20 protein-coding genes are annotated in these 16108 nt (G+C 64.5%); 10 read left to right on the forward strand and 10 right to left on the reverse strand.

All coding sequences use genetic code 11. The features are described 5' to 3' along the window. Positions 1-51 precede the first annotated feature (51 nt). Positions 52-963, reverse strand: a complete 912-nt coding sequence (locus tag AB4136_RS15460) for an EamA family transporter (protein WP_137900661.1) — start codon at positions 961-963, stop codon at positions 52-54. A gap of 332 nt (positions 964-1295) precedes the next feature. On the opposite strand from AB4136_RS15460, the gene AB4136_RS15465 reads away from it, so the two are divergent. The 3 genes from AB4136_RS15465 to AB4136_RS15475 all read left to right on the forward strand — a co-directional run bounded on the left by AB4136_RS15465 (position 1296) and on the right by AB4136_RS15475 (position 4378). After that, complete coding sequence (locus AB4136_RS15465) at positions 1296-2204, forward strand: ribokinase (protein ID WP_137900662.1); 909 nt, start codon at positions 1296-1298, stop codon at positions 2202-2204. Position 2205: 1 nt separating this feature from the next. Next, positions 2206-3678, forward strand: coding sequence for an amidase (locus AB4136_RS15470; protein WP_137900663.1), 1473 nt, complete (start codon positions 2206-2208; stop codon positions 3676-3678). Between the two features lie 85 nt (positions 3679-3763). Beyond that, on the forward strand, positions 3764-4378 hold the full coding sequence (locus AB4136_RS15475; RefSeq protein WP_137900664.1) for a LysE family translocator: 615 nt from the start codon (positions 3764-3766) through the stop codon (positions 4376-4378). A 157-nt stretch (positions 4379-4535) separates the two neighbouring features. Here the strand turns inward: AB4136_RS15475 and AB4136_RS15480 are convergent, their stop codons facing one another. Next, positions 4536-5477: a nucleoside hydrolase gene (locus AB4136_RS15480; protein ID WP_024923958.1), complete on the reverse strand. Its 942-nt coding sequence runs from the start codon at positions 5475-5477 to the stop codon at positions 4536-4538. Positions 5478-5607: 130 nt separating this feature from the next. Here AB4136_RS15480 and AB4136_RS15485 point away from each other — a divergent pair, with 130 nt between their 5' ends. Together AB4136_RS15485 and AB4136_RS15490 are read left to right on the forward strand one after the other, a co-directional pair. Next, a complete protein-coding gene (locus AB4136_RS15485) occupies positions 5608-6033 on the forward strand; it encodes an Hsp20 family protein (protein WP_024923959.1) in 426 nt (141 codons plus the stop codon). A 63-nt stretch (positions 6034-6096) separates the two neighbouring features. Then, entirely contained in the window at positions 6097-6354 is a 258-nt protein-coding gene (locus AB4136_RS15490) for a DUF1150 family protein (RefSeq protein WP_024923960.1), read from the forward strand. 69 nt (positions 6355-6423) lie between these two features. On the opposite strand, the gene ptsN is transcribed toward AB4136_RS15490, so the two are convergent. From ptsN to lptC, 6 genes are all read right to left on the reverse strand, one after another. Next, a complete protein-coding gene (gene ptsN, locus AB4136_RS15495; RefSeq protein ID WP_137900665.1) occupies positions 6424-6888 on the reverse strand; it encodes a PTS IIA-like nitrogen regulatory protein PtsN in 465 nt (154 codons plus the stop codon). Between the two features lie 59 nt (positions 6889-6947). Further along, positions 6948-7532: a ribosome hibernation-promoting factor, HPF/YfiA family gene (gene hpf, locus AB4136_RS15500; RefSeq protein ID WP_024923962.1), complete on the reverse strand. Its 585-nt coding sequence runs from the start codon at positions 7530-7532 to the stop codon at positions 6948-6950. 264 nt (positions 7533-7796) lie between these two features. After that, positions 7797-9320 carry an RNA polymerase factor sigma-54 gene (gene rpoN / locus AB4136_RS15505; protein ID WP_024923963.1) on the reverse strand — a complete coding sequence of 508 codons (1524 nt, stop codon included), beginning with the start codon at positions 9318-9320 and terminating at the stop codon, positions 7797-7799. 175 nt (positions 9321-9495) lie between these two features. Next, positions 9496-10290: an LPS export ABC transporter ATP-binding protein gene (gene lptB, locus AB4136_RS15510; protein WP_137900702.1), complete on the reverse strand. Its 795-nt coding sequence runs from the start codon at positions 10288-10290 to the stop codon at positions 9496-9498. Positions 10291-10301: 11 nt separating this feature from the next. After that, the gene (locus AB4136_RS15515; RefSeq protein ID WP_024923965.1) at positions 10302-10919 is read right to left on the reverse strand and encodes an LptA/OstA family protein; all 618 of its coding nucleotides are present in this window, start codon (positions 10917-10919) and stop codon (positions 10302-10304) included. After that, positions 10906-11643: an LPS export ABC transporter periplasmic protein LptC gene (lptC, locus tag AB4136_RS15520; RefSeq protein WP_024923966.1), complete on the reverse strand. Its 738-nt coding sequence runs from the start codon at positions 11641-11643 to the stop codon at positions 10906-10908. Before lptC ends, AB4136_RS15515 begins: the two co-directional genes overlap by 14 nt. A gap of 346 nt (positions 11644-11989) precedes the next feature. Here lptC and sppA point away from each other — a divergent pair, with 346 nt between their 5' ends. From sppA to AB4136_RS15545, 5 genes are all read left to right on the forward strand, one after another. Then, complete coding sequence (gene sppA, locus AB4136_RS15525; RefSeq protein ID WP_137900666.1) at positions 11990-12946, forward strand: signal peptide peptidase SppA; 957 nt, start codon at positions 11990-11992, stop codon at positions 12944-12946. A gap of 81 nt (positions 12947-13027) precedes the next feature. Further along, a complete protein-coding gene (locus AB4136_RS15530) occupies positions 13028-13312 on the forward strand; it encodes an integration host factor subunit beta (RefSeq protein ID WP_024923968.1) in 285 nt (94 codons plus the stop codon). Positions 13313-13363: 51 nt separating this feature from the next. After that, the gene (locus tag AB4136_RS15535) at positions 13364-13723 is read left to right on the forward strand and encodes a LapA family protein (protein ID WP_137900667.1); all 360 of its coding nucleotides are present in this window, start codon (positions 13364-13366) and stop codon (positions 13721-13723) included. A gap of 27 nt (positions 13724-13750) precedes the next feature. Next, positions 13751-14716 (forward strand): ornithine cyclodeaminase family protein, encoded by a 966-nt coding sequence (locus AB4136_RS15540; protein ID WP_137900668.1) that lies wholly within the window; start codon positions 13751-13753, stop codon positions 14714-14716. 239 nt (positions 14717-14955) lie between these two features. Beyond that, positions 14956-15201 carry a DUF982 domain-containing protein gene (locus AB4136_RS15545; protein WP_024923971.1) on the forward strand — a complete coding sequence of 82 codons (246 nt, stop codon included), beginning with the start codon at positions 14956-14958 and terminating at the stop codon, positions 15199-15201. A 77-nt stretch (positions 15202-15278) separates the two neighbouring features. Here AB4136_RS15545 and AB4136_RS15550 read toward each other — a convergent pair whose 3' ends face one another. Further along, the gene (locus AB4136_RS15550; protein WP_137900669.1) at positions 15279-15722 is read right to left on the reverse strand and encodes an EVE domain-containing protein; all 444 of its coding nucleotides are present in this window, start codon (positions 15720-15722) and stop codon (positions 15279-15281) included. Then, entirely contained in the window at positions 15719-16105 is a 387-nt protein-coding gene (locus tag AB4136_RS15555) for a VOC family protein (protein WP_137900670.1), read from the reverse strand. The genes AB4136_RS15550 and AB4136_RS15555 overlap by 4 nt, the downstream gene beginning before the upstream one ends. Positions 16106-16108: the final 3 nt, after the last annotated feature.

The raw sequence follows: 16108 nt of genomic DNA on the forward strand, positions 1-16108 counted from the left end.
CCCGAAAATCGGTTCGGATTTTCGGAAAGGATCATGCGCCAATTCAAAGTGCTAGAGCGTCCTTTGCGTGTCCGAACGGACACGCGGCGCTCTAGAGGCAAACCGCGACCCGAACAGGTTGATGCACAGGCCCGCAATGACAAGGCTGGAGGCGCCGAGCTTCCAGCCTTGCAGCGGTTCACCGAGCAGGACGGTCGAGCCGAGGAAACCGAACACCGGCACGAGAAGCGTGAACGGCGCCACCGTGGAGACAGGGTAGCGCGCAAGCAGCCCCGCCCAGACCGCGAACCCCAGAAGCGTCGACAGATAGACGATATAGGCGATCGAGCCGATCGACACCCAATCGAGGCCGGTGAAGCTCGAAACGAGATGTTGCGGGTCGAGCACCAGCGCCACTGCCAGCAGCACCGGCAGCGCGAACAGACTGCCCCACACCACCAGCCCCAGCACGTTGGACGTGCTTGAAAGCTGCGAAATCCGTTTCGACACGATGTTGCCGCCGCCCCAGGAAGCGGCCGCCGCCACAAGCAGGATAAGTCCGACAACCGTTACGTCGCCACCGACATTCAGCGCGACGACGCCAACCCCGGCAAAGGCAAGCACGGCGCCCGCCAGTTGCCAGCCCGTCGGACGCTCGCCGAGCATCAGCACCGAAAGGCCGATGGTGAAGAACACCTGCAATTGCAGGATGAGCGACGACAGCCCCGCGCTCATGCCCAGCTTCATGCCAGTGAACAAGAAACCGAACTGCAGGGCAAAGATCAGGAAACCGTAGAGCGCGATCATGCCGAGCGGCACCTTGGGCCGGGGGATGAAGAACACCCAGGGAAATGCCGCCAGGAAGAAACGCGCGACGCCGAGCGCCAGCGGCGAGACCTGCCTGAGCCCGAGCTTGATGATGGCGAAATTGACGCCCCAGATGAAGACGATGCCCAGAGCCAACAGGAGATGTCGCGGCCGCATTGTTCAATTTTCCTGATGGATAAACATAAATATTTGAAATTACTTGATTATTCTACCCCTCCGCATGAACCCAGGCAAGCCCGCCGGTCCCGGTGGCCTATCCGGATCCGGCATCTGCCGGACCATAGCGAGACGGGTCATGCGCCAGTCGGCAAAGCTGTTTCATTCGCTTTGGAGAAACGCTAGAGCGCCGCGCGTCCGATTGGACGCGCAAAGGACGCTCTAGCACTTTGAGTCTGCTGCATCGTGCCTACCGAAAATCGATTCCGATTTTCTGGCCGATGCAGTAGGGTCCGCCGCAAAACAAGCCGACATAAGAGGGACGGCCCGCCTTGATCATCACCATCGGTTCCATCAACCTCGACCTTATTGCCACCGTCGACCGCCTGCCGGGCCCGGGCGAGACGGTGCCGGGCACCAGCTTCACCACCGCGCCGGGCGGCAAGGGTGCCAACCAGGCGTTGGCCGCGGCACGTGCCGGCGCTGCGGTGCGCATGGTGGGCGCCGTCGGCAAGGACGCCTTCGCCGGCGAAGCGCTGGCCTTGCTGAAGGCCGGCAAGGTCGACCTTTCCGCCGTCGCCGAGACACGTAGTTCCACCGGCACGGCCCATATCCTGGTCGGTGGCGACGGCGAGAACATGATCGCGGTCGTGGCCGGCGCCAACAACGCCGTCGCGCCCGGCGATGTCGCCAAGGCCCGCCTTGGCAAGGGCGACGTCGTGCTTTTGCAGCACGAGATACCGCTCGAGACGGTGGATGCCGCCCTGGACGCTGCGCGCAAGGCCGGAGCAATCACCGTGCTCAACACGGCCCCGGCCCGCATCGAAGCGGCCAGACTGCTCGGCAAGGCCGACTATGTCGTCGCCAACGAAACCGAATTCGACCTCTATTGCGAGCCGCTTGCGCTGACCGGTGCCGACCGTGGCGAGCGCATGCGCGCCTATGCCAAGAAGACCGGCCGCACCATCGTGGTCACGCTGGGCGGCGAAGGCGTTCTGGCCGCCACCGGCGACGAATTCCTGAAGGTCCCTGCCCTCAAGATCGTTCCGGTGGATACGGTCGGCGCCGGCGACACTTTTTGCGGTTATCTGGCGGCGGGGCTGGAATCCGGCCTGCCATTGAAGACCGCCCTGGCGCGTGCCGCCGCTGCCGGTTCGCTGGCCTGCCTGAAGCCGGGGGCCCAGCCGGCGATCCCGCTGGCGGCCGAAGTGGAAGCAGCGCTCAGCCCGGCCGGTGCCTGACATGGGCAATAAACGTCCAGATAGCCGTCACGCCATTTCGCCGGCCGGCCACATCTGCGGCATGAGCGCCGTGGATCTCGCCGGGGCGATCCGTGAAAAACAGCTTTCGGTGCGCGAGGTGATGACGGCCTTCCTCGACCGCATCGAGGCGGTCAACCGACAGGTCAACGCCATCGTCTCGCTGCGTCCACGCAGCGACATCCTGGCCGAGGCCGACGCCGCCGACGCGCATCTCGCCGCCGGTGGCGCGGCGGGCTCGCTCTTCGGCCTGCCCATCGCGGTCAAGGATCTGGCCCTGACCAAGGGCCTCAAGACCACCTTCGGCTCGCCGATCTTCGCCGACCTCGTTCCCGAGGAGGACGAATTCTTCGTCGAGCGCATGCGCAAGGGCGGCGCCATCGTCATCGGCAAGACCAACGTTCCCGAATTCGGTCTCGGCTCCAACACCTACAATCCCGTCTTCGGGCCGACGCTGAACGCCTTCGACCCCGCCTGGACGGCGGGTGGATCGAGCGGCGGCGCGGCCGTCGCTCTGGCGCTCGACCTGATGCCTCTGGCCGACGGCAGCGATTTCGGCGGCTCGCTGCGCAATCCCGCCGCCTACAACAATGTCTTCGGCTTCCGCCCCTCGCAGGGGCTGGTGCCCGGCGGCCCCGGCTTCGAGGTCTTTCACGCGCAGATGGGCGTCGAGGGGCCAATGGGCCGCAGCGTGCGCGACATGGCGCTGCTGCTCGACGTGCAGGCCGGCCACCATCCGCGCGCGCCGCTGTCGCACGATCCGCAAGGCTCCTTCCTCGCCGCGCTGGAAGGAGCGCCGGTGGCCGGCGGGCGCATCGGCTGGCTGGGCAACCTCGGCGGCCACCTGCCGATGGAAGACGGCATCCTCGACCTCTGCGAGGCTGCGCTGGGGCGGCTCGGCGACATCGGTTTCGCGGTCGAGCCGCTGCTGCCGGATTTCGATTTCGAGGCGCTGTGGCAGGCCTTCGTGACGCTGCGCCAGTCGTCGAGCGGCTGTGCGCTGAAAATGCTCTATGACGACCCGGCCAAGCGCGCCTTGCTCAAGCCCGAAGCCGTGTGGGAGGCGGAAGGTGCTGGCCGGCTGACCGCGCCGCAGATCCATGCGGCGGCGATGCGGCGCACCGCCTGGCACCGCACGCTCCTGTCGCTGTTCGAACGTTTCGACCTTTTGGCGCTGCCGACAGCCCAGGTCTTTCCCTTCGATGTCTCGGTCCATTGGCCGCGGGAAGTTGGCGGCCGGGCCATGGACAGCTACCATCGCTGGATGCAGGTCACCGCGGCGGCGACGCTCGGCGGCTGCCCGGCTGTGAACGTGCCGGCAGGCTTCGACGCCAAGGGCAGGCCCATGGGCATGCAGCTGATCGGTCGGCCGCGCGGCGATCTCGCCGTGCTTCAGGCGGCAGCCGCCTACGAAGCCGTCCTGCCCTGGAAGACCGGCGCATCGCCCCAAGCCTGACCGCACCCTCCCCTTGCACGCGTCAAGCCGGCATGCATTGATCTGCGCGCCGGCCAAGGCCGGCATTCGAACCGGGAGGTCAACTATGTCGCTTACGCTCTACGCCGCCTATGTCGTGGCCTGCATCGTCATCGTTCTGGTGCCGGGACCGACGGTGACGCTAATCATCGCCAACTCGATCCGCCATGGCACCCGCGCCGGTCTCGCCAATGTGCTGGGCACCCAGATCGGACTGGCCATCACCATCGGCGTCGTCGCCATCGGGCTCACCTCGCTGATCGCCGGCATGGGCCACTGGTTCGAATGGGTGCGCCTCGTCGGCGCCGCCTACCTGATCTGGATGGGCATCCAGATGTTCCGCAACAAGGGCAGCCTGAACCCGGACGGTTCGGCCCGCAAACCGCGCGGCGGCTTCGTGCTGCAGGGCGTGCTGGTCGCGGTCTCCAATCCCAAGACGCTGGTCTTCTTCGGCGCCTTCTTCCCGCAATTCATCGACCCGAGCGGGCATTTCGCCCTGCAGATGACGGTGATGGGCCTGACGGCGCTCGCCTTCGCCGCCGTATCGGACAGCTGCTATGCGCTGGCCGCCGGCCGCGCGGGACGCCTGCTCTCGGCGCACCGCATCAAGCTGCTCTCCCGCATCAGCGGCGGCTTCCTCGTCGGCGGCGGCCTGTGGCTGGCCTTCACGCGGGCGAAGTAATGACGCGTGCTTCCCCTCTCCCCGCTTACGGGGAGAGGGTGGCCCGAAGGGCCGGGTGAGGGGCAGCGCCAACCTAATTCGCAATCGCGATGAGCGTGGGTACCGCCCCTCATCCGCCTGCCGGCACCTTCTCCCCGTAAACGGGGAGAAGGAATGCTCACAGCCGACCCAACCTCTCCGTCAGCAGCGCGAAGAAGCCGTCAGCGTCGATGTCGCGCATGACCGTCGCGTTCTTCGGTCGGTCGGTCACGCCCCACCAGTCGATCACCGTCATGCCCATGGTCAGTTCCGACCCGGTTTCGACCGTCACATTGCAATGGCGGCCCTTGAACAGCGCCGGCTTGAGCAGATAGGCGATCACGCATGGGTCATGCAGCGGGCCGCCGTCGGTGCCGTATTTCTCCTCGTCGAAGCGTTCGAAGAAGTCGAGCAGCGCAGCTGTGGCATTGCCCACCTTGGTGCCCATCTTGCGGAAGGCCTCGACGCGCTTGGCCGTGGTCAGCGCCTTGTGGGTGACGTCGAGCGGCATCACCACGATCGGCACGCCGGAACGGAACACCACATCGGCCGCATGCGGGTCGACATAGATGTTGAACTCGGCGGTCGGCGTCACGTTGCCGCCCTCGAAGAAACCGCCGCCCATCAGCACGATTTCCTTGATGCGCGGGGCGATGCGCGGCTCGCGCACCAGCGCCAGCGCGATGTTGGTCAACGGACCGAGCGGGCAAAGCGTGACGGTGCCCGGCTCCTCGCGCATCACCGTCTCGACGATGAAGTCGACGGCATGCTGGCCCTGCAGCTTCATGGTCGGCTCCGGCAGGTCCGGGCCGTCGAGGCCGGTCTTGCCATGCACATGTTCGGCGGTGACCAGCGGCCGCACCAGCGGCCGGATCGCGCCCGAGAAAACCTTGATGTCGGGACGACCGGCCAGTTCGCAGATCTTGAGGGCATTCTTTTCGGTGAGGCGCAGCGGCACGTTGCCGGCGACCGCGGTGATGCCGACGACATCCAGTTCCGGGCTGCCCAGCGCCAGCAATATGGCGACGGCATCGTCCTGGCCGGGGTCGGTATCGATGATGATCTTGCGCTTTTCGGGCATTTTGTGTCCTTGGCTAGCGGGTATTTTTTGATGGCTTGAAGTTGCCCGCGCGGCGGACCATATCAACACAGACCGGGGAAATGCCAGTCGGGTTTTTCCGGTTCATGTCGCTCTTGGAGGACAAAACGTAATGAGTCGTATGACGACCTTTTCCAGCCCGCTTCTTCTGGGCTTCGATGCGATGGAAAAGACGCTGGAACGCCTGGCGAAATCCGGCGACAGCTATCCACCCTACAACATCGAACGGCTTCGCGGCACCGATGATGCGTCCGAAAGGCTGCGCATCACGCTGGCTGTCGCCGGCTTCGCGGAAGAAGACCTCGATGTGACCACCGAGGAAAATCAGCTGGTGGTCAGAGGACGTCAGACCGACGAGACGGAACGCGAATACCTCCACCGGGGTATCGCAGCCCGTCAATTCCAGCGTTGTTTCGTGCTGGCGGATGGGATGCGCGTATTGGCGGCGGAGCTGAAGAACGGCCTTCTGTCGATCGACCTCGACCGGCCGGAAGCCGAAAGGCTGGTACGGAAAATAAACATATCGGTGAAAGACTGACTTTGCCGATGGCTCTCATGCGCGGTGGCCGTGGACCGGCGCCTCGCTGAAAGGAGGCTCGAAATGCCTAGAACTCTCGAAAGACAGACCATGACCAACGGCGAATTCGCCCATCTGGGCGAAGGTTCGGTCGCTTATCTCAGGAAAGTGTCGAGTGACGATCTGCGCGGCCGCTTCCCCGGCCTCGAGGAGATCCAGCCCGGCATGGAACTGTGGGCGCTGTTCGGTGCCAACGGTCAGCCGATCCTGTTGTCGGACGCCCGTGACCGCGCGCTTGCCGGCGCGATGGAGAACGATCTGACCACCGTCGCCATCCACTGACGACGGCAACTCCACGGACATGAAAAGGGCCGCCAGAGGCGGCCCGTGGAAGCTTTAATTTTCCCGATATCAGGCCGCGTGCGATGCCGGTGTCTGCGAAAGCAGCGCATGGATGGCGTTGGCGTCGCGCGTGCCGCGAATCTTGGCAACGGTGTCGGCGTCGCGCAGCAGGCGGGCGATGCGCGACAGCGCCTTGAGGTGGTCGGCGCCGGCGCCTTCCGGAGCCAGCAGCAGGAAGACCAGATCGACCGGCTGATCGTCCAGCGATTCGAAATCGACGGGCGTTTCCAGCCTGGCGAACACGCCGGCGATCCGCTTCACGCCCGGAAGCTTGCCATGCGGGATGGCGATGCCGTTGCCGACGCCGGTGGAACCCAGCCGCTCGCGCTGCAGGATGATGTCGAAGACCTCGCGCTCCGGAATGCCGGAAATCGTGGCGGCGCGCTCTGCCAGCAGCTGCAACAACTGCTTCTTCGAGTTCGCCTTCAACGCCGGCATAATCGCCGAAACGTCGATCAGATCACTCAGATCCATGCTGAAAAATCCCTTGTTCGTCCGGCCGCCCAGGCCGCGCCTCGGCGCGGCCGTGGTCGTTATCCCTGCGCGACCTTGGTCGTCGAGGGGTCGATCCAGCCAATGTTTCCGTCCGGCCGGCGGTAGACGATATTAAGCTGCTCGTTTCCGGCGTTGCGGAAGACGAAGACAGGGGTGTCCTTGGTGTCCAGTTCGATGACCGCCGAGGCGACCGACATGGTCTTCAGCGCCAGCGTCGATTCCGCCACGATGGCGGGAGCATAGTTTTCCGGAATTTCCTCGTCGTCGTCGGCCAGCGGCGCCACCACCGCATAGGCGATATCGGTGGCATCGCCGTTGGCGGCGCCCGACGCGTGGGACTTCAGCCGGCGCTTGTAGCGGCGCAGCCGGGTCTCCAGCCGGTCGGCGGCCGCTTCAAAGGCCGCGGTCGGTTCCTGCCCGTCGCCGGTAGCCTGCAGGGCCACGCCGGAATCGAGCCGGATCATGCAATCGGCAGTGTAACGCGAACCTGCCTTCACCACCGTCACATGTCCCGAGAAACCGCGGTCGAAATATTTTCCGATTGCCTCTCCGATACGATCGGTGATGCGCGTACGGAACGCATCGCCGATGTCCATGTGTTTCCCCGATATGCGCAGCGTCATTTGATAATTGACCTTTCCTGCCCAGGCTTCACACTGTTTGGAGTTTATACCTGTGGTCCGCGCAAACAAGCTTCGCGGCGCCCTTCGCGCCCGATTTTGTACCGAACCTTGTTGCTGGTCATGGACCGTTCCTTGACCGCCCCCAGGTCAACTTCGCGACGGGCCAACCACTTCCGGGCCACGGCCCGTCTCATGCGGCCGGGCTTCTAGCCAACTCCCCGGCGCTTGTCAACGAAACGAAAAACTGTGGAAATCCGCGCCTTCTCAGCGCGCGGCGCCGGCGCGCGCGCGTTTTTCGCGCCGCCGCTGCACCGACGACGGAATGTTCATTCCTTCCCGATACTTGGCTACCGTGCGGCGGGCGACGTCGACGCCGTCCGCCTTCAGAAGATCGACGATGGTGTCGTCGGAGAGCACATCCTGCGACGTCTCATCCTCGATCATCTGGCGGATGCGATCGCGCACCGCTTCCGAAGAATGTGCCGCCCCGCCGTCGGCCGCCGCGATTGAAGCGGTGAAAAAATAACGCAGTTCGAACACGCCGCGCGGGGTCAGCATGTACTTGTTGGCGGTCACCCGGCTGACCGTCGATTCATGCATGCCGATGGCATCGGCCACCGTCTTGAGGTTGAGCGGCCGCAGGTGACGCACGCCAAGGACGAGGAACGCATCCTGCTGGCGCACGATCTCGGAGGCCACCTTGAGGATGGTCTTGGCGCGCTGGTCCAGGCTGCGGGTCAGCCAATTGGCGTTTTGCAGGCACTCGGAGAGGAAATCCTTCTCCGCCTGGTTCTTGGCCTGCCCGAACACCTGGCTGAAATAGATCTGGTCGACCAGCACGCGCGGCAAGGTCTCGGCATTGAGTTCGACCGCCCAGCTGCCATCGGCGGCGGGCCGCACCTCGACATCGGCGACGATGGCGTCGCTGGCCCCGCCGGAGAAGGCCAGGCCCGGCCTCGGGTCGAGCGCACGGATTTCGGCCAGCATGTCGAGCAGGTCCTCCTCGTCCACGCCGCAGAGCCGCTTCAGCGTCTGGAAATCGCGACGCGCCAACAGCTCCAGATTGGCAACCAGCGCCTTCATCGCCGGGTCGAGTCGGTCGCGGGTGGCCAGCTGCAGCGACAGGCATTCGGCAAGGTCGCGGGCGAACAGGCCGGCGGGATCGAAAGTGCGGCAGGTCTCCAGAACCTTTTCGACCGACTCCGTGTCGGTGCCGAGGCGCTCGGCGATCTCTGCCAGTTCGGCGCGCAGATAGCCCGCCTCGTCCAGCCCGTCGGCCAGTTCCGCCGCGATCAGCCGTTCGCCGGCATCGGTGAAGGCAAAGGCGATCTGTTCGCCGACATGGTCGCGCAGCGTCACCGCGGCCGCCGCCATATCCTCCATGTCGAACGTGTCGGAGACACCGCCGCCATTGCCCGGCGCCGACTTCCATTGCTGGGAGAGGTCGGGACCCACCCGCTCGCTGGTGCCGGGATCGTCGGGAAAGAGGTTTTCCAGCGACGTGTCGAGCTTGTCGGAGATCGCCTCGGAGCTCCAGGCGGTTTCCGCTTCGAACCATTCATCCGCGTCCGCCGGTTTCGACGCGCCTTCTTCCGGCGGCGAAGGAGCGGCCGCGGCGTCCGGTTGCGGATCGACGCGATCGATCAGCGGGTTGCGCTCGATCTCCTCGTCGATGAAGCGTTCCAGTTCGACATGGGTGAGCTGCAACAGCCGGATCGACTGCATCAGCTGCGGCGTCATCACCAGCGACTGCGACTGTCTGAGCTGTAGTTTGACCGCCAGCGCCATGATTGAGGGTCAGGACCTCGCTTCGAGGAAATTTTTCCGACCGACTATGAACTGGCCCGGCTTTTGCTTGTCAAGGCTCGGATGGCCTCGCAATGTCAAAGTGCCGGAACATTAGGCGGCTGCCGGCAATCGATCGCGCACAGACCGTGACAACCGCGATCGACTTGGAAAAGGATCAGAGCGTGAAGGCTTCGCCGAGATAGAGCCGCCGCACGTCGGGGTTGGCGACGATTTCCTCGGCCTTGCCGTGGGTCAACACCTCGCCGGCATGGATGATGTAGGCGCGGTCGATGAGGCCCAGCGTTTCGCGCACATTGTGGTCGGTGATCAGAACGCCGATGCCGCGCGCCGTGAGATGGCGCACCAGCTGCTGGATGTCGGCCACCGCGATCGGATCGATGCCCGCGAAAGGCTCGTCCAGCAGCATGTAGGCCGGACGGCTGGCCAGCGCGCGGGCAATCTCGAGGCGGCGCCGCTCGCCGCCCGACAAGGCCATGGAGGGCGCCTTGCGCAGATGAGTGATGTGAAACTCCTCGAGCAGCGCGTCGAGCTCGCGCTCGCGCGTCTTGCGGCTCTTTTCCACGACTTCCAGCACGGCGCGGATGTTCTGCTCGACATTCAGGCCCCGGAAGATCGAGGCTTCCTGCGGCAGATAGCCGATGCCGAGCCTCGCCCGGCGATACATGGGCATGGAGGTGACGTCGAAGCCGTCGATCTCGATCATGCCTTCGTCGACCGGCACCAGCCCGGTCACCATGTAGAAGCAGGTGGTCTTGCCGGCGCCATTGGGACCGAGCAGGCCAACGGCCTCGCCGGCGCGCACGCCGATCGACACCCCGTTCACCACCTTGCGGCCCTTGTAGCTCTTGGACAGGCCGCGGGCCATGAGCGTGCCCTTCAGCTTGACCTTCTCGCCACCGACGATGGCCGGCGCCGCGGGTTTCGCGTCGGTTTGTTTGAAGAGCCGCATCACTGTGTCAGTCAAGGTTTCTTCGCTGCATCCGGGTTCTTCGTCGAATCCGGGCTGATCGACATCATGACGCGACCGCTGGAACCGCTCTTGGCGCAACCGTCCACATTGGCGAGGCCGGATTTCATCTGGACCGTCAGCTTGCAGCCGGTGAGGATGTTGTCGCCCTGGGTCAGCACCACCTTGGAGCCGGTCAGCACCAGCACCTGGCTCTTCATGTCGAAAGTGCCGCGATCGCCCGTGGCAACCTGGTCGTCCGACTTCAGATAGACCGTGCCGTCGACCTCGAGATGATCGATATTCGTCGAACCGCCCAGCGCCGGACCGGCCATGGACGCGCTCGTGCTGGTGCTCTTGGCGCCATTCTTACCGGCGGCGGCATCCTTGATGTAGTAGACCTTGAGAAGGCCGGCCTTCAGCAGCGTCGGCCCCTGCACGACGCTGACATTGCCGGTGAAGATGGCGAGGTTTTCTTCCTGCCGCACTTCCAGCTTGTCGCTCTCGATCTGGATCGGCTTGTCACCGGAGAGCTTGAGGCCGGACATATTGGTCTGCGCGGTCTGGGCAAAGGCCGGCGCGGCCGCCAGCAACGCCGCCACGGCGAGCCATGTCATCTTATTGGGCCGCATTCGGCTCTCCGCTCTTGTCGCTGGTCGTCTTCAGCACGCCAGGCTCCAGGTTGACACGCACCCGTTTTTCGAAAACCAGCACCTTGCCGCCGCTCTCCACCGACATGGTGTCGGACATGATGTGCGATCCGCGCGTGACGATATCGACCGGGTCGTTCGTCTTCATATTGCCTTTCGCCATGTCAAGGAAGGCCGATTTCAACTTCACCACCATTCCGCTGGTGGTGGTCACGGTGATGTCCTTTTCCAGCTGCAGCGTGTTGGCGTCGCGGTTGTAGACCCCCTTCGCCGCGCCGACCACGGCCGAGGTGCTGGCATCGAGCGGCAGCTTGGCGTCGATGCCTTCCAGGCCGATGATGCTCTCCTTGGCAACGTCCTGGATCGCCCGCAGCGCCGTCATCGAATAAGGCAGGTTCTCCTTGGTGAAACCGTCCAGCTTGGGATTGGCCATCACCAGCTTGCCGTTGGAAAACGCGCTGCCATCGGCTTTTACCGGCGGCTGCGCCGGCTTCACCAGATAGGAATAGACGGGAAATGCCACGGCAATGATGCCGGCCAGGATCGGCAGGGCCAGCTTGAGCACGCGCACGCGGCGCGAATGGCGCTGGGCGTTGCCGAAAGCCTCGACACGCGCGGGCTCCATGGCGACGTGGCCCGAGGGGTCGTGCTCCGGCAAGAGAGCAGTATCGTCCTTGCCCTCCGGATCGGTCGTTCGTGCCAACATGTGTACCTTCTGGTCCTCTCGCCCGCCGAACCGTCGCCCTTATTTGGGGCGAGGCCGCGCCCAAGCAAGCGCATGCAAAGAAATATCGCAAAAAATATGACGTTCCCTGCAGCGCATACAGATCGCCAGGGTGCCCGCCAAGACTAACACTTTGTCATTTTGACCGCCATGCCTTCGTTCCAGCCGCGATTCGACGCGTTGTTGCGTCCTACCCTGCGCCGATCGTCGCGCCTCGTATGCGTTGCTTCTCACACTTCAAGCCATCGTCTCGATCGCGCCAAAAGCGGTAGCCCTCGACTGGCCCTTGCATTAAAAGCGTCAGCCTGCGCCCAAGAGTGAGGCTGACATGACCCTGAGAGCCGACGACCTGATCGACCGCCGCCGCCTGCGGCGCAAACTGACCTTCTGGCGCATCGCCGCCCTTGCCGTGTTGCTGGTCGGCCTTGCCGCCTTGTCGGCCTGGTTCTTCGGCGACGACATCGGCGGCACCCGCGCCGACCAGATCGCCAAGATCAGGATCGAAGGCACCATCACCCAGAACGACGAGTTGCTCCGCCGCATCGAGGCGGTCCGCAAGGCCACGAACGTCAAGGGTGTGATTTTGCTCGTCAATTCGCCCGGCGGCACCACCGTCGGCGGCGAGACCATTTTCAACGCCGTGCGCAAGCTTGCCGCCGAAAAGCCGGTGGTCACCGAAGTCGGCACACTGGCAGCCTCCGCCGGCTACATGATCGCCAGCGCCTCCGACTACATCGTCGCGCACCGGACCTCGATCGTCGGTTCGATCGGCGTACTGATCCAGTATCCCGATGTCACCGGGCTGATGGACAAGATCGGCGTCAAGCTCGAGGAAGTGAAATCCTCGCCGCTGAAGGCGTCGCCCTCGCCTTTCGAACCGACCACCGAGGAAGCCCGCGCCATGGTGCGCAAGCTGATCATGGACAGCTACAACTGGTTCGTCGACATCGTCGCCGAACGCCGCAACCTGCCGCGCGACCAGGCGCTGGCGCTTGCCGACGGCTCGATATTCACCGGACGTCAGGCCGTCGCCAACAAGCTGGTCGATGCGCTCGGCGGCGAGGAAGAGGCGGTAAAATGGCTCGGCACCAAGGGTGTCGACCAGAAATTGAAGGTGGTGGAGTGGAAAAACACCGAACGCACCGGCTCTTTCCTGTTTTCCAGCGCGCTAATGCGTCAAATCGGCATGGCGCTCGGCTTGCCGCAGGAGAGCGGCGAAGTGCTGCGCGAGATCGGCGCCGACCGCTTGTTCCTTGACGGTCTCGTTTCGGTCTGGCACCCTTGAATAGGCGTGGGGCATAAGTCAAAAAGCAAATAAAATCATCTGCATAAAATTGGCCGCCATGCCTTTACGGGGACCGTCCGCATGATCAAGTCCGAACTCGTCCAAATCATCGCAACGCGCAATCCGCATCTCTTCCTGCGCGACGTGGAAAATATCGTCGGCGCAGTGTTCGACGAAATCACCGACGCGCTCGCCGAAGGCAACCGGGTGGAGTTGCGCGGCTTCGGCGCTTTCTCGGTCAAGAACCGGCCCGCCCGCACCGGCAGGAACCCGCGCACCGGCGAATCGGTGGAGGTCGAGGAGAAGTGGGTGCCGTTCTTCAAGACCGGCAAGGAATTGCGCGAAAAGCTGAACGGCGACAAATAGCCGCCAGCACCGCACCGGCAGCGCCGTACCAAGCCTTCGACGGGAAACACCATGTTCAACCGCTTCGTGGTCATTGTCATTTTCGTTCCGCTGGCCATCGTGCTGATCGCGCTGGCCGTTGCGAACCGCGAGCTGGTGGCCTTCACGATGGACCCGTTCAATCCCGGCAATCCGGCGCTGACACTGACGCTGCCGCTGTTCGTCATGCTGTTCCTGGCCCTGGCCATCGGGATCGTCGCCGGTTCGGCGGCGACCTGGATCCGGCAGGGCCGCTATCGCAAGGCGGCGAGGCGTCATGGCGCGGAGGCCGAAAACCTGCGCCAGGCCATCGCCCGCACGCAGCAGCCGCCATCGCAGGCCTCAACACAGGCGACATCGCAGGCCCCCAACCTGCCCAAGCCGACCGCCTGAACCGGGCATCACATAACGGAGTTTTCCATGCTGACCATCTCGGCCGCCGAGGTCGATCGCGCGCTGACCTTTTCCGGCCTGGTCGAGACGCTGCGCACCGCTTTCCGCGACGGCGCCGTGCAGCCGGTGCGCCATCACCATACGGTCGAGCGGCCGGACGGCGCCGCTTCCACGCTTCTTTTGATGCCGGCCTGGACCGATCTCAATGCGGCCGGCACCTCGAAGGACGGCCATATCGGCGTCAAGATCGTCACCGTCTCGCCTGACAACAACGCCATCGCCAAGCCGGCGGTGATGGGGCTCTATCTGCTGCTCGACGGCAAGACCGGCGAGCCGCAGGCGCTGATCGACGGTCAGCGCCTGACGCAGTGGCGCACCGCCTGCGCCTCGGCGCTCGCCGCCTCCTATCTTGCCCGCGAGGACGCCTCGCGCCTCTTGGTGATCGGCGCCGGCGCGCTGTCGCCCTTCCTGGTCAAGGCGCATTCGGCGGTACGCCCCATCAAATCGGTCCGCATCTGGAACCGCACGCCGGCCAATGCCGAGAAGGTTGCCGCCGCACTTCGCGCCGAAGGCCTGCCGGCCGAGGCGGCCGGTGATCTGGGTGCCGAAATGGCCGAGGCCGATATCGTCTCCTCCGCCACCATTTCCAACGAACCACTGGTCAGGGGCGCGCAACTGAAAACCGGCGCCCATGTCGACCTCGTCGGCGGCTTCACGCCGACCATGCGCGAGGCCGACGATGCCGCCATCACCCGCGCCCGCGTCTATGTCGACACACGCGCCGGCGCCACCAAGGAAGCCGGCGACATCGTCCAGCCGCTCGCCTCCGGCGTGCTCAAGGCCGACGCTATCGTCGCCGACCTGCACGAACTGGCGCGCGGCCAGAAGAAGGGCCGCCAGAGCGCCGACGAAATCACGCTGTTCAAGTCGGTGGGCGCCGCGCTGGAAGACCTTGCCGCCGGCATTGCCGTCTACAAAGCCTTGAGTGTCTGAATCAAAAATCGTCAGGCCAGGGCGAAAATGGTGGTTTTCGAGCATCGGAGCGGAGCGTACTTGAAGTACGTGAGCACCGAAGCGCAGGAAAGCGCCATTTGCAGACCGGCATGGCGACTTTTGGATCAGACACTGAAACCCTGATCCTCGATCACTCTTCGGTTATCGCCTTCGATTTCCGGAAACCCGCTGCCAGCCGGCGCGTTTGTTGCCGGCATCAACAGCCAAGGACCGAAGAAATGAACGAAGGCTGGTTTTCCAAGGTCGTGCCGGTGGCCGTCGGCGTGCTGGGCGACATACGTCACGTTTCCAATGCGCGGCAAGCCAACGACCTGCTCGCCAATCATTGGCCCGGCGCCGGCACGCGCAAGCATCTTGATGCGAAACGCGCCTGCCTGGCCGCCGTCAACGGCATGACGACCGTCGAGGACGCCCGCGAGACCTTCGTGGAGGCGGCGCGAGAAGCCCGCATCCTGATCGAATAGTCCGCCGCGCAGGCAAAACATCCGCATATGGAAACGCCCCGGCAGCCGTCTTGCCGATCCGCCGGGGCCTGGTGGGTTCAGGCGGCCTGTTCCGCTTTGGCGGCGACAACGCCCATCGCCGCGCCGATCAGCTGGTAATCGTGCTCGCTGAGCTCGATCAGCCCGAAACGGAGTTGATACCCCCAATTGGGTTTGCCGGCGCTCAGCTCCAGCCGGTCGAGCAGCGGCGCGATCGGCGCCTCGCCGGCCGCAGACCAGGCGACGTCGCGACGGAACGGCTCGAAACCGCCACCCATGACGCCCTGATAGGGCTCGCCGTCACGTACCGTGCCGATGGCGGTGAAAGTACGCAGGCCGTCTTTCTCGCCGAGAACCGTGCTCGGCGAGTAATACACGATGCCGTCGCCCGGCCTGATGCGGCGCAGCGGCGCCGCCTTGCCGTGGTTGACCTGCATGAAACCTTCCGTCCGGCCCCGGCGCACATGCTGCGCCGAGGCTACCGCCAGCCAAAATCTGGTCATGACTGGCCGCCTTCCGCATCGTTCAGCCAGTAGACGCGCAACCTGTGCTTGTCGGGATCGAGCGCCACGAAGGTGCGGCCGAAATCCATATCGGTCGGTGTCTGCAGGATGGACAGCCCACGCCCGACCCAGTCGGCATGGGCGGCATCGACGGCATCCGGCGTCTCTAACTGAAAGACGATCTCGCCGCCGCCGGCCGTCGCCGTGACCCTGGGTTCAGCCGTGTGGCGCGACCACAGGCCGAGCTTGAAGCCGTTGTCCAGCACGAACAGCACGAAGGTCGGTGAGGATTCGACCGGCTGGCGGTTCAACAAGGCCTGATAGAAGGCGCCGCTCGCCTGCGGCTGGTCGACATAGAGGATGACGAAATTGGGGCTTTGCATGGT

It is taken from the genome of Mesorhizobium sp. 2RAF21 (assembly GCF_052115345.1).
Taxonomy (GTDB): Bacteria; Pseudomonadota; Alphaproteobacteria; order Rhizobiales; family Rhizobiaceae; genus Mesorhizobium; species Mesorhizobium terrae.

Excerpts from the sequence above, each read along its gene's own strand:
- AB4136_RS15460 (WP_137900661.1), bottom strand. The coding sequence starts at position 963 with ATGCGGCCGCGACATCTCCTGTTGGCTCTGGGCATCGTCTTCATCTGG.
- AB4136_RS15470 (WP_137900663.1), top strand. The coding sequence starts at position 2,206 with ATGGGCAATAAACGTCCAGATAGCCGTCACGCCATTTCGCCGGCCGGC.
- AB4136_RS15475 (WP_137900664.1), top strand. The coding sequence starts at position 3,764 with ATGTCGCTTACGCTCTACGCCGCCTATGTCGTGGCCTGCATCGTCATC.
- AB4136_RS15480 (WP_024923958.1), bottom strand. The coding sequence starts at position 5,477 with ATGCCCGAAAAGCGCAAGATCATCATCGATACCGACCCCGGCCAGGAC.
- AB4136_RS15485 (WP_024923959.1), top strand. The coding sequence starts at position 5,608 with ATGAGTCGTATGACGACCTTTTCCAGCCCGCTTCTTCTGGGCTTCGAT.
- AB4136_RS15490 (WP_024923960.1), top strand. The coding sequence starts at position 6,097 with ATGCCTAGAACTCTCGAAAGACAGACCATGACCAACGGCGAATTCGCC.
- ptsN (WP_137900665.1), bottom strand. The coding sequence starts at position 6,888 with ATGGATCTGAGTGATCTGATCGACGTTTCGGCGATTATGCCGGCGTTG.
- hpf (WP_024923962.1), bottom strand. The coding sequence starts at position 7,532 with ATGACGCTGCGCATATCGGGGAAACACATGGACATCGGCGATGCGTTC.
- rpoN (WP_024923963.1), bottom strand. The coding sequence starts at position 9,320 with ATGGCGCTGGCGGTCAAACTACAGCTCAGACAGTCGCAGTCGCTGGTG.
- lptB (WP_137900702.1), bottom strand. The coding sequence starts at position 10,290 with ATGCGGCTCTTCAAACAAACCGACGCGAAACCCGCGGCGCCGGCCATC.
- AB4136_RS15515 (WP_024923965.1), bottom strand. The coding sequence starts at position 10,919 with ATGCGGCCCAATAAGATGACATGGCTCGCCGTGGCGGCGTTGCTGGCG.
- lptC (WP_024923966.1), bottom strand. The coding sequence starts at position 11,643 with ATGTTGGCACGAACGACCGATCCGGAGGGCAAGGACGATACTGCTCTC.
- sppA (WP_137900666.1), top strand. The coding sequence starts at position 11,990 with ATGACCCTGAGAGCCGACGACCTGATCGACCGCCGCCGCCTGCGGCGC.
- AB4136_RS15530 (WP_024923968.1), top strand. The coding sequence starts at position 13,028 with ATGATCAAGTCCGAACTCGTCCAAATCATCGCAACGCGCAATCCGCAT.
- AB4136_RS15535 (WP_137900667.1), top strand. The coding sequence starts at position 13,364 with ATGTTCAACCGCTTCGTGGTCATTGTCATTTTCGTTCCGCTGGCCATC.
- AB4136_RS15540 (WP_137900668.1), top strand. The coding sequence starts at position 13,751 with ATGCTGACCATCTCGGCCGCCGAGGTCGATCGCGCGCTGACCTTTTCC.
- AB4136_RS15545 (WP_024923971.1), top strand. The coding sequence starts at position 14,956 with ATGAACGAAGGCTGGTTTTCCAAGGTCGTGCCGGTGGCCGTCGGCGTG.
- AB4136_RS15550 (WP_137900669.1), bottom strand. The coding sequence starts at position 15,722 with ATGACCAGATTTTGGCTGGCGGTAGCCTCGGCGCAGCATGTGCGCCGG.
- AB4136_RS15555 (WP_137900670.1), bottom strand. The coding sequence starts at position 16,105 with ATGCAAAGCCCCAATTTCGTCATCCTCTATGTCGACCAGCCGCAGGCG.